Below are 11,386 nucleotides of genomic sequence, written 5' to 3' on the forward strand. Positions count from 1 at the left end.
AGCACCGTGCCGGCCCAGTCCGGATCGACCACGGCGCGGCCGGCCATGGCGGTGAAGGGCAGGGCGATCAGGGCGACCAGGGCGGCCAGCAGGGCGCCGAGCAGGGTCACGATCTCGCTGACGCCCCCGCGCACCCAGCCGGCGGCGGCCGAGAACAGCAGAACCACGATGACGAAGACGTCGTATCCGGTCACGCGGCGGGGGTCCTGGCGGGGTTCACAGCTCTCTAATACCGGTTCTGCGAGATTCGTTCGACCACTTCGGACAGGCGCGTGGCCGCCGTGGTCTTCACGCCCTTGGTCCTGGCCGAAAGCGGCGGTGACAGGACTTGGTCGAAGCCCAGCTTCTGGGCCTCGCGCAGGCGGGCCTCGGCGCGGCCGACGCTGCGGACCTCGCCCGACAGGCCGATCTCGCCGAACACGACGCAGCCTTGCGGCAGGGGCATGTCCAGAGCCGAGCTGATCAGCGCCGCCGCCGCGGCCAGGTCCGCCGCCGGCTCGTTGATGCGCAGCCCCCCCGCGACGTTCAGATAGACGTCCTTGTCGCCGAACCCCAGGCCGCAGCGCGCCTCCAGCACCGCCAGCAGCATGGCGAGACGGCCGGAATCCCAGCCGACCACGGCCCGGCGCGGCGTGCCATAGGCGGAGGGCGCGACCAGCGCCTGCATTTCCACCAACACGGGCCGCGAGCCCTCGATGCCGGCGAAGACGGCCGCGCCCGGCGCGCGGTCCTTGCCCTCGCCCAGGAACAGGGCCGAAGGGTTGGCGACCTCGCGCAGGCCGCTGTCGCCCATCTCGAACACGCCGATCTCGTCGGTGGCGCCGAAGCGGTTCTTGCCGGCGCGCAAAATGCGGAAGGGATAGCCGCGCTCGCCCTCGAAGGTCATGACGGCGTCGACCATGTGTTCGACCACCCGTGGACCGGCGACCTGCCCGTCCTTGGTGACGTGGCCGACCAGGACCACCGCCGGGCCGCCGTTCTTGGCCAACCGCACCAGCTCCCCGGCGCAAGCCCGGACCTGGGTGATGGAGCCCGGTCCGCTTTCATGCACGTCGGACCACAGCGTCTGGACCGAATCGACGATGACGATGTCGAAGGTCTCGCGCTTCAGCGTGCCCAGAATGTCACGCAGGGCCGTGGCCGCCGCCAGCTCGACCGGCGCGTCGGCCAGGCCCATCCGCTTGGCCCGCGCGCGAATCTGCTCCACCGCCTCCTCGCCGGAGATGTAGGCGACCCTGGCGCCCCGCAACGCCGCCTTGGCCGTGACCTCCAGCAACAACGTCGACTTGCCGACGCCGGGATCGCCCGACAGCAGGATGGCCGAGCCCGGAACCACGCCGCCGCCGCACACGCGGTCGAATTCCGCGACACCGGTGATGATGCGCGGCGGTTCGGGCGTGTCGGACTGCAGCGTCTCGAACTGGACGCCCCGGCCGCGCGCGGCGGCGGACGCGGTCGGCTTGATGGCGCCGGGCGGGGCGGACCGGCTCTCTTCGCTCAGCGTGTTCCACTGGCCGCACGATCCGCACTGGCCGGACCACTTGCCGTGAACCGTGCCGCAGGACTGACAGACATAAAGAGCGGTGTCGCGAGCCATTACGCCTCTCTAGCAGATGCGCGGGCGGGGGCTATCCGCCGGCTGCGGGCCTGCGACCGGGAATGACGTGCGTGCCGAAATGAGACTGACTCTCAGCACCTTGCATATATGGCCAAGCCGGGGTCAGTATGCCGCACCCTGTTCTCCCAGCCCCCAGAGCGCCCTCCATGACCGACCAGCCGAGCCAACCCGCCGTCGATCCCGCCCTGGTGGCGCGGGTCAAGGGCATCCTGCTGCAGCCCCGGGCGGAGTGGGAGCGGATTGATGGCGAGTTCGCCACGACCCAGACCCTGTTCACCCGCTACGCCATGATCCTGGCCGCCATCGGCCCGGTGTGCAGCCTGCTGGGCGGCCAACTGCTGCCGATCTTCGGGATGCGGATGCCGATCACGGCGGCGCTGGTGGTGGCCGTGGTCAGCTATCTGCTGTCGCTGCTGGGCGTCTTCCTGCTGGGCCTCATCATCAACGCCCTGGCCCCCAGCTTCGGCTCCACGCCCAGCAAGATCCAGGCGATGAAGGTGGCGGTCTATTCGTGGACGGCCGCCTGGTTGGCCGGGGTTTTCGGCCTGGTTCCGGCGCTGGGCGTCCTGGCCATCCTGGGGCTTTACAGCTTCTACCTGCTGTTCGTGGGCCTGCCGATCCTGATGAAGACGCCGGAGGACAAGAAGGTCGGCTATTTCATCGTCACGCTGATCCTCAGCATCCTGGTCTATTTCATCATCAGCGCCGTCATCGGCAGCATCAGCATGATGTTCGTCGCCAGCACGGCGGCCATGAGCGGCCTGGCCGGTCTCTGATCCGCCAGCGTCAATCCGCATAGACGCGCGGGACGCGGGGGGTGATGGAGGTCAGCAGTTCGTAGGCGATGGTGCCGGCCGCCGCCGCGGCGTCGTCCAGCCGGCGGTGGGGGCCGAACAACTCGACCCGGTCGCCGACGGCGACGTCCAGGCCCGTGACGTCGACGGCGCAGACGTCCATCGAGACGCGGCCCAGCAGGGGGCGCGTCTGGCCCGCCACCCAGGCCGCCCCGCGCGGACTGTAGGAGCGCAGCAGGCCGTCGGCGTAGCCGGTCGCCGCGGTGGCGACCCGCACCGGCGCCTCGGCCAGAAAGCCGCGCGAATAGCCGATGCTCTCGCCCGCCGGGACGTCGCGGACCTGCAGCACCTCCGCCGACAGGGTGGCGACGGGCGCGATGCGGTCGTCGGTGCGCCCCTCCGGCCCGCCGCCGTAAAGGCAGATGCCCGGCCGCACGGCGTCGAAGGCGAAGTCCGGCCCCAGGAAACAACCGCCGGAATTGGCGAAGGAGCGGATCGCGCCGGGGTAGCGCTGGGCGGTCGCGGCGAAGAGGTCGCGCTGGCGACGGTTCATCGGCTGGGCCGGTTCGTCGGCGCAGGCCAGGTGGCTCATCACCAAGGACAGGCCGTCGAACGGCTCGGGCGCGTCCTCGGGGCGGAAGCCCAGGCGGTTCATGCCCGTGTCGATCTGCAGGCCGCAGGGGCCGCCGCCGGCCTGGCGCCAGGCGTCGATCTGGCGCGGCTGGTTCAACACCGGCCGCAGGTTGGCCGCCTTGAGGTCGGCAGCCTCGCCGTCATGGCAGCCGTCCAGCACATAGATCGTCGGCTCGGGGCCGAGGTTCGCGCGCAGGGCCATGCCCTCGGCCGCGCGCGCCACGAAGAAGGTCCGCGCGCCCTCGGCCGCCAGCCGCGTCGCGCAGGCGCGGGCGCCCAGGCCGTAGCTGTCGGCCTTGACCACCGGATGAACGGCGGCGCCGGTCAGGGCCTGAAGCGCGTGGAAATTGCGCGCGAGGGCGCCGAGATCGACAAAAAGCGTGGCGGGGGAGGGCATCGGGCTCTTATGACGCAAGTTTCTTGCAATGGAAGGGCGGCGGGCCCGAGCCAGCCCGAAAAACACAGTCTGAATAGTGCGAATAGTGCGAAATCCGGCTCGGGAGCGACGCCGCGACCGCACGGTTCGCAAAAAACACAGTCTGAATAGTGCGAATAGTGTGAAATCCGATGTTGGCTTTCCGCAGTCCGGAGCCAGACCATCATAGCCGATCACGGGGGTGCGTGAGGTCGATCGCCGGAGCGTCAACTTAGGGCGTTGTCCCGGAACCGGAAATGTCCAGGAATTAGGATGGCCGGGACGGCATGCGCCCCGCGGGACCTATTCGTAGCTGTCCTGGTAGCGTCCGTCGTGGGCCAGATTGCCGAACTTGGTGGTGTCGGCGTCGAAGGCCAGTTTGACGATGCCGATGGGGCCGTGGCGCTGCTTGCCGATGACGACCTCGGCCTGGTGCTGCAGGCGGTCCATGTCCTGTTGCCACTGGAGGTGTTCCTCGGTGCCCTCGCGCGGTTCGGCGCGGCCGAGATAGTAGCTTTCGCGATAGACGAACATGACGCAGTCGGCGTCCTGTTCGATCGAGCCGGATTCACGCAGGTCGGACAACTGGGGCCGCTTGTCCTCGCGCTGCTCGACCTGACGCGACAGCTGCGACAGGGCGATGATCGGCACCGACAGCTCCTTGGCCAGGGCCTTCAGCCCGCCGGTGATCTCGGACACCTCCTGCACCCGGTTCTTCTGGCTGTTCTCGCCGGTGGTCACGAGCTGGAGGTAGTCGACGATGATCAGGTCCAGCCCGTGCTCCATCCGCTTCAGCCGGCGCGCGCGGGCGGCCAGCTTGGAGATGGACAGGCCGCCGGTGGCGTCGATGTAGAGGGGGCTTTCGCCGATCTCGACGGCGGCGTCGCGGATCTTGCCGAAGTCGGTGGCGTCGATCTCGCCCTTGCGCAGCTTGTCCGACGACACGCCCGAGGCGTCGGCCAGGATACGCATGGCCAGCTGTTCGGCGCTCATTTCCAGGGAATAGAAGGCGACGACGCCGCCGTTGACGGTCTTGCGGCCCTCCGGCGTCGGTTCCCACTGATAGTTGCGCGCCACGTTGAAGGCGATGTTGGTCGCCAGCGCGGTCTTGCCCATCGACGGACGGCCCGCGAGGATCAGCAGGTCGGACGGGTGCAGGCCCCCCAGCTTGGAATCGAGGTCGTTCAGATGGGTGGCCAGGCCGGCCAGCTTGCCGTCGCGCTGATACGCTTCGGCCGCCATCTGAACCGCGCCGGACAAGGCATGGGAAAAGCTGACGAAACCGGACGACGGCTTGCCCGTCTCCGCCAGCGAATACAGGGTCTGTTCGGCCTGTTCGATCTGTTCGTCGGCGGGCGTCTCGGGGTTCGGCGCCTCCTTGATGATGTCGCCGCCGATGCGGATCAGGTCACGACGCAGGGCCAGGTCATAGACGACGCGGGCGTAGTCGGGCGCATTGGCGGCGGGCGGCGCACGGTCCACCAGGTCGGCCAGGTAGCGCAGGCCGCCGAACTCCTGGAACGCCGGGTCCTGCTTGAACCGCTCCATCAGGATGGTGGGCTCGGCCAGCATCCCCTGGCGGATGTGGTCCTCGATCGCCTCGAACAGGCGCTGGTGGAACGGCTCGTAGAAGTGAGAGCCCCGCAGCCGGTCGCTGAGCCGCTCGAACACGGCGTTGTCGAACATCAGCGAGCCCAGCAGCGCCTGCTCGGCCTCCAGATTGTGCGGCATCGACGAGACGCCGCCGGGATCGGTGGGCGAGGCGGAGAAGGGCAGAGGGGCGAAGGCGTTCATGTCGGTTAAGGCTTTAGCCCTCTCACGCGCCTACGTCAGAGAGGGACGCCGCTTCCGCCGTGGACAGATCGTCCGGGCTGGGGACGAACGGAAATTGTCCAATCGTGACGAGGGGCCGCTGGAGCCCGATCCTTTTTTCTTGGCTAGGCGTCGCTCAGCAGCGCCGAAAGCGCGAAGACCCAGAAGAGCAGCTTCAGTCCCACAGCCTGACAGATCGCCCGCGCGAGAGACGACGGGCGTTCGATCAGGTATGCCCCGCTGACAACCGCGATGATCCAGATTGACGTTGAGAGACCCAGCCACCCGTTGTCCCAATGGATGATGGGGCCGTAGGTCGCCGCCCCTATCGCGGCGCCTAGGCCAGGTCGCCGCCACAACCGACGTGTCGCCTCGATGGGCAGGATCGTGAAAACGACCGCCTCCAGCACCATGACGCCGAAGCCTACGACGGCGAGGACTGCGGGTGTCTGGGTCAGATCGTCGATATCAGGTGCGGCGCCGGGCGAAACCATTCCGAGAAGAATGATGCCGCCTAGCAGCAGTAGGGCGGCTATCGCGAAGACGAACGCCGAGCGCCCGCGAGAAGGTCGCAGGAACCACGTGGTCCGATGCGATGTGCTTTCGAGCATCGACGCCTCTTGCGGGTTCCTGAGTCTGGTCTGGTTAAGGCAAGTCACTCCCGACAAAAAGGGGCGCTCCAGAAGGAACGCCCCCTTGTGCCTTCAGGCCTGGGCCGGGATCACCAGTTCAGGCTGACCCGCGCATAGGCGTAGCGGCCGTTGAAGCCGAAGGGCGAATAGAAGGGGAAGCCCAGCACGCCGTTGGAATTCAGTGCGGCCGGCACATAGTCCGGGTATTCGTCGAAGACGTTGTCGACGCCCAGCGCCAGGCCGATGCGGTCGGTCAGCTGATAGCGGCCTTCCAGATCCACCACCGTCTTGGCGCCGGTCGAATAGTCGCTGGCGGCGGTCGAGCCAGGTTGCAGAACGTCGCCGTAGTAGGTGGCCTTCAGCGTGGCCCCCCACTGGTTCAGACGCCAGTCGGCCGAGGCCGAGACCTTGGTGTCGGGCGTGCCGTCCTCGATGGTCAGGATGCGCTGGCGGGCGAACAGGGTCGGAACCGGGTTGAGCACCGACGAGGAGGTCGGCAGGCTGGTCACCGAGACATCGTTGAAGTTCGCCGCGACCGTGAAGTCGAAGTCGCCGATCGCCTCGGTGGGCAGGCGATAGCGGCCCACGACGTCCACGCCTTCGGTTTCGGTGGACACGCCGTTCAGGAAGAAGCGGGCGGCCTGGATGCCCAGCGGATCCAGCAGGCTGGCGACCTGGGGCGAGAAGCTGCGGTTAATCAGTTCGGACAGGACGATCTGGTCGTCGATGTCGATCTTGTAGGCGTCGACCGTCAGGTTGAAGTCACCCAGCCGCAGCACAGCGCCCAAGGAATAGTTTGTCGAGGTCTCCGCCTTCAGCGGGCGCGCGCCCAGGGCGGAGGCGACGGCGCTGGTGGCCGGGAAGGTGCCTGTCTCGACCACCGCGCCGTTCTGGATCACCGAAGAGGTCGAGGTGAAGAAGGACTGCTGCAGGGACGGCGCGCGGAAGCCGGTCGAGATCGAGCCGCGCAGGGCGAAGGCGCGGGTGAAGTCGTAGCGGGCGCTGAACTTGCCGGTCTGGGTGTCGCCGAAGTCGGAATAGTCCTCGAAGCGCACGGCGCCTTCCACGGTCAGCTTTTCGGTGAGCGGGATTTCGACGTCGGCGTAGGCGGCGAAGTTGTCGCGGTCGGCGTCGACCTCGTTCGACGGCTGGAAGCCGACGAAGCCCTGGGCGCCGCCGGCGAGGGCGGTGTTGGCGCCCAAGGGGCCGCGATTGTAGCTTTCGGGCTGACCGGCCTCGATCTTGTAGCCCTCCCAGCGCTGCTCCAGACCCCAGGCGAAGTTCAACGGGCCGGCCGACAGGCCCACGTCGAAGGCCTGGCTGAAGTCGGCGCCCAGAACCAGCTGATCATAGATCAGGGAGCCGGAATCGAAGGTGGTCGGCGAGGCCGAGCCATAGGTCGAGTTCAGGGACTCCCGGGTCTCGAAATCGAGGGCGTTGCGGCCATAGACCAGGCTGATCTCGGCGTCCCAGCCGCCCAGCTGGCCGCGCACGCCGCCGGCGGCCGAGACGTCCTGGCTGTCCACGCCGATCTTGGGCAGGAAGCCGTTCGGGTAGATGGCCGCCACATTGTTCACATTGTCGGACAGGCGGGGGAAGGCGGCGCTTTCGCTCTGGCGGTCCTGATAGCCGGCCCAGCCGAACGCCTCCCAGCCATTGCCCAGCGGCTTTCCGGCGTTGGCGAAGACGGTCCACTGCTCGACCTCGGGGTCGCCGGCGCGGGCGGTGATGGCGCCGTTGGCGGCGGCGCGCGGATCGTAGTCGGAGCGGTTGGTCGGGTCGCGCTGGAGATATTCCGCCGACAGGGTCAGATAGCCGTCCGATCCCACGGCCAGCCCCTGCCAGGCCGAGGCGGTGACGGTCTGGCCGTCATGCTCGTCACGCTCGCCGCGCGCGGTCTCCACGGTGGTCAGATACTGGCCGTAGGTGACGCTGGCGCCGCCGCCGCTGGAGGCCTCCTTCAGGCGCAGGTTGACCACGCCGGCGATGGCGTCGGAGCCATATTGGGCCGAGGCGCCGTCGCGCAGCACCTCGACGCGGTCCAGGGCGCCGGTCGGGATGGCGTTCAGGTCCACCGCGGCCGAGCCGCGGCCGATCGAGCCGTTGACGTTGACCAGCGCCGAGGCGTGGCGACGCGTGCCGTTCAGCAGGACCAGCGTCTGGTCGGGCGACAGGCCGCGCAGGGTCGCCGGGCGAACCGAGTCGGTGCCGTCCACCACGGTCGGGCGAGCGAAGGTCAGCGAGGGCACGGTCTGCGACAGGGCGGCGGCGAACTCGGTGGTGCCGCGCTGCTGCAGGGTCTCGCTGGTCACGACGTCGACCGGGGCCAGGGTGTCCAGGCGCGAACGGTTCGGCACGCGCGTGCCCGTCACGACGATGTCCTCGACCGTGGCGGTCGGATCGGCGTCGGGGGTGGTCTGGGCCAGGGCGGGGGCGGCGCCGAACAGGGCGATCACGGACGCGGCGCTCAGCAGGGTGGAAAGGCGGGAGGTCATGGAGAAGTCCTTTGGGGAGACGCGAGAGAGCATCCGGCGGTCTTGCTGCGCCGCCGGTTGGGAGAGGTCAGGATTGGAAACGGGACGTGCGGCGGTCTCAGCCGCGGCGACATCGTCGGGCGCGACAGGCGTTTCGGAACAGGCTGTGGCGCATGAGGCCCTCCAGGCGCGGCACAGGGGAGGCGTGTCGCGGCAAGGGCGATATTGAGACCGTATCGAGGCGCGTCAATCCGGGCCATGCGCCAGATTTTCTGGCCGGGTCTTTAGAAATCCTTACGCCGCGGGCCGGCCGGGCTGACCCGTGGACAGGAAAAAGGGCGCGTCCCGTGCGGAACGCGCCCTTGTCCTAGTCGTCGATCCGGTCGGGATCAGGCTTCGTCGCCGAAGCCTTCCTGTTGACCGGCGCCGCCTTCGATCAGCTCCTGGGCCGATTGCTCGGCGGCCTGGCGCTCATCGTCGAACTGGCTGCGGATGACGTCTTCACCCTTGGCCTGACGCTCGGCTTCGTCTTGCGAGCGGGCGATGTTGACCTTGACCGTGGCGCGAACCTCGGCGTGCAGGCGGACCAGCACTTCGTGGACGCCCAGGGTCTTGATCGCCGTGTTCAGCACGACCTGCGAACGCTCGACCTTGCCGCCTTCGGCCTGGATGGCCTCGGCGACGTCGCGGCCCGCGACCGAACCGTACAGCTGGCCGGTTTCGCCGGCCTGGCGGATCATGACGTAGGTTTCGCCGTCGATCTTGTCGGCGACCTTCTGCGCGTCGGCCTTGTTCTTTTCGTTGCGCTGCTCGATGGCGGCGCGGTCGAGTTCGAAGGCCTTCAGGTTGGCGGCGGTGGCCCGGCGGGCCTTGTCGCGCGGCAGAAGGAAGTTGCGGGCGAAGCCGTCCTTGACGGACACGACGTCGCCGATGGCGCCGAGGTTCTCGACGCGTTCCAGCAGAACGACCTTCATCTTACTTCACCACGTACGGCAGGAGGGCCAGATAGCGGGCGCGCTTGATGGCCTTGGCCAGTTCGCGCTGCTTCTTCTGCGAGACGGCGGTGATGCGCGAAGGCACGATCTTGCCGCGTTCGGAGACGTAGCGCTGCAGCAGCTTCACGTCCTTGTAGTCGATCTTCGGCGCGTTGGCGCCCGAGAACGGGCACACCTTGCGGCGACGATAGAAGGGGCGACGGGCCGGGCCGGAGCCGGCCGGAGCGCCCGGGGTGGGGGCAGTCGTATCGGTCATGTCCGGTTTCCTTATTCGGCGTCGGAGGAAGCGTCGTCGCGCGGGGTGCGCTCGCGCTCACGCTCGCGTTCACGCTCGCGGCGGGCCAGCAGGGGCGACAGTTCCAGGTCGAGTTCCTCGACCTTGACGGTCAGCCAACGCAGGACGTCCTCGTTGATCGACAGCTGACGCTCGACCTCGGCCATGGCGGCCGGGGGGGCGTCGACGGCCAGCAGCGAATAGTGAGCCTTGCGGTTCTTCTTCACGCGGTAGGTCAGGTTGCGCAGACCCCAGTATTCGATCTTGGCGACCGAGCCGCCGCCGGCGACGATCAGATCCTTGATGGTGTCATTCAGCGCTTCGGCCTGCTGCGCCGAGATGTCCTGGCGCGTCATGACCGTGTGCTCGTAAAGAGCCATGCGGTAGTCTCCCTTGTGGGCGTCGGCGCGGAAACGACCGGGTAAGTCGATCTCCACGATGGCTCCTGGCGCGGCGGCCGGACCGAGCGTCCGTCCCTTTGGCGTTCCGCGACAGGACCGAAGCCCTGGAAAGCGGGCGCGTATAGGGGAAAAGGCGTCGTGAGGCAAGGCGGCGCAGGCGCTTGTGGCGCACAACCAGCCCGCCTAAACCGTCCCCATGCCGAAACTGACGTCAGCGGTCGATCCGCAGAGCCCGCAATACAAGTCTCTGCACGCGCACAACAGCGCCCTGGCCGCCGAACTTCGCGAGCGCGTGGCCCAGGCGGCGCGCGGCGGGTCGGACAAGGCGCGCGAGCGGCACGTCTCGCGCGGCAAGCTGCTGCCGCGCGACCGGGTGGAGCGGCTGCTGGACCCCGGCTCGCCCTTTCTGGAGGTGGGGCAACTGGCGGCGAACGGCATGTATGACGACGAGGCGCCGGGCGCCGGCGTGATCGCCGGGATCGGGCGCGTCTCGGGCCGCGAGGTGATGATCGTCGCCAACGACCCGACGGTGAAGGGCGGCGCCTATTTCCCGATGACGGTGAAGAAGCACCTGCGCGCCCAGGAGATCGCCGAACAGAACCGCCTGCCGTGCGTCTATCTGGTCGACAGCGGCGGGGCCAACCTGCCGCACCAGGCCGAGGTGTTTCCCGACCGCGACCATTTCGGCCGCATCTTCTTCAACCAGGCCCGGATGAGCGCCAAGGGGATCGCACAGATCGCCTGCGTCATGGGCCTGTCGACCGCCGGCGGGGCCTATGTGCCGGCCATGTCGGACGAGACGGTCATCGTCAGGAACCAGGGCGCCATCTTCCTGGCCGGGCCGCCGCTGGTGAAGGCCGCGACGGGCGAGGTGATCACCGCCGAGGAGCTGGGCGGGGCCGAGACCCACGGGCGGCGGTCGGGGGTGGTCGACCACGTGGCCGAGAACGACGAGCACGCGCTGGAGATCGTACGGTCCATCGTGGCCAACCTGAACACCACCAAGGCCGTCGAGACGGACGTGCGCGAACCGCGCGCGCCGGCCTTCGATCCGGAGGAGCTGTACGGCCTGATCCCCGAGGACGTGCGCGCGCCCTATGACGTGCGAGAGGTGATCGCCCGCATCGTCGACGGGTCGGAGTTCGACGAGTTCAAGACCCTGTACGGATCGACCCTGGTGTGCGGCTTCGCCCGCATATGGGGGTATCCGGTGGCGATCCTGGCCAACAACGGGGTGATCTTTTCCGAGAGCGCGCAGAAGGGGGCGCACTTCATCGAGCTGGCGTGCAAGCGCAAGATCCCGCTGCTGTTCCTGCAGAACATCTCCGGCTTCATGGT

10 protein-coding genes and 2 pseudogenes are annotated in these 11,386 nt (G+C 68.2%); 3 read left to right on the forward strand and 9 right to left on the reverse strand.

Annotated features, from left to right (window positions below; all coding sequences use genetic code 11):
- Together B2U11_RS04140 and radA are read right to left on the reverse strand one after the other, a co-directional pair.
- Positions 1 to 194 (reverse strand): annotated as a pseudogene (locus B2U11_RS04140) (CvpA family protein); the annotation flags it as partial.
- A 32-nt stretch (positions 195 to 226) separates the two neighbouring features.
- Entirely contained in the window at positions 227 to 1,597 is a 1,371-nt protein-coding gene (gene radA, locus B2U11_RS04145; RefSeq protein ID WP_292070148.1) for a DNA repair protein RadA, read from the reverse strand.
- A gap of 167 nt (positions 1,598 to 1,764) precedes the next feature.
- Between radA and B2U11_RS04150 the strand changes: the two genes are divergently transcribed.
- Positions 1,765 to 2,394, forward strand: coding sequence for a Yip1 family protein (locus B2U11_RS04150; RefSeq protein ID WP_292070150.1), 630 nt, complete (start codon positions 1,765 to 1,767; stop codon positions 2,392 to 2,394).
- A 10-nt stretch (positions 2,395 to 2,404) separates the two neighbouring features.
- On the opposite strand, the gene alr is transcribed toward B2U11_RS04150, so the two are convergent.
- The 6 genes from alr to rpsR all read right to left on the reverse strand — a co-directional run bounded on the left by alr (position 2,405) and on the right by rpsR (position 9,629).
- Complete coding sequence (gene alr, locus B2U11_RS04155) at positions 2,405 to 3,442, reverse strand: alanine racemase (protein WP_292070151.1); 1,038 nt, start codon at positions 3,440 to 3,442, stop codon at positions 2,405 to 2,407.
- A 321-nt stretch (positions 3,443 to 3,763) separates the two neighbouring features.
- A complete protein-coding gene (locus B2U11_RS04160; RefSeq protein WP_292070152.1) occupies positions 3,764 to 5,254 on the reverse strand; it encodes a replicative DNA helicase in 1,491 nt (496 codons plus the stop codon).
- Between the two features lie 143 nt (positions 5,255 to 5,397).
- Complete coding sequence (locus tag B2U11_RS04165; RefSeq protein WP_292070153.1) at positions 5,398 to 5,883, reverse strand: hypothetical protein; 486 nt, start codon at positions 5,881 to 5,883, stop codon at positions 5,398 to 5,400.
- Positions 5,884 to 5,993: 110 nt separating this feature from the next.
- Complete coding sequence (locus B2U11_RS04170) at positions 5,994 to 8,399, reverse strand: TonB-dependent receptor plug domain-containing protein (RefSeq protein ID WP_292070154.1); 2,406 nt, start codon at positions 8,397 to 8,399, stop codon at positions 5,994 to 5,996.
- Positions 8,400 to 8,767: 368 nt separating this feature from the next.
- Positions 8,768 to 9,352, reverse strand: coding sequence for a 50S ribosomal protein L9 (gene rplI / locus B2U11_RS04175; RefSeq protein ID WP_292070155.1), 585 nt, complete (start codon positions 9,350 to 9,352; stop codon positions 8,768 to 8,770).
- A 1-nt stretch (position 9,353) separates the two neighbouring features.
- Positions 9,354 to 9,629: a 30S ribosomal protein S18 gene (gene rpsR, locus B2U11_RS04180; protein WP_249750170.1), complete on the reverse strand. Its 276-nt coding sequence runs from the start codon at positions 9,627 to 9,629 to the stop codon at positions 9,354 to 9,356.
- Between rpsR and B2U11_RS15705 the strand changes: the two genes are divergently transcribed.
- Entirely contained in the window at positions 9,607 to 9,756 is a 150-nt protein-coding gene (locus B2U11_RS15705) for a hypothetical protein (RefSeq protein ID WP_414632931.1), read from the forward strand. The two genes, rpsR and B2U11_RS15705, sit on opposite strands and share 23 nt — an antisense overlap.
- 1 nt (position 9,757) lies before the next feature.
- Here the strand turns inward: B2U11_RS15705 and rpsF are convergent.
- Positions 9,758 to 10,027 (reverse strand): annotated as a pseudogene (gene rpsF / locus B2U11_RS04185) (30S ribosomal protein S6); the annotation flags it as partial.
- Between the two features lie 217 nt (positions 10,028 to 10,244).
- Between rpsF and B2U11_RS04190 the strand changes: the two are divergent.
- Positions 10,245 to 11,386: acyl-CoA carboxylase subunit beta (locus B2U11_RS04190; RefSeq protein WP_292070156.1), on the forward strand; the 1,142-nt coding region annotated here is incomplete at its 3' end.

The sequence above is a fragment of the Brevundimonas sp. UBA7534 genome, from assembly GCF_002479325.1.
Lineage (GTDB): Bacteria > Pseudomonadota > Alphaproteobacteria > Caulobacterales > Caulobacteraceae > Brevundimonas.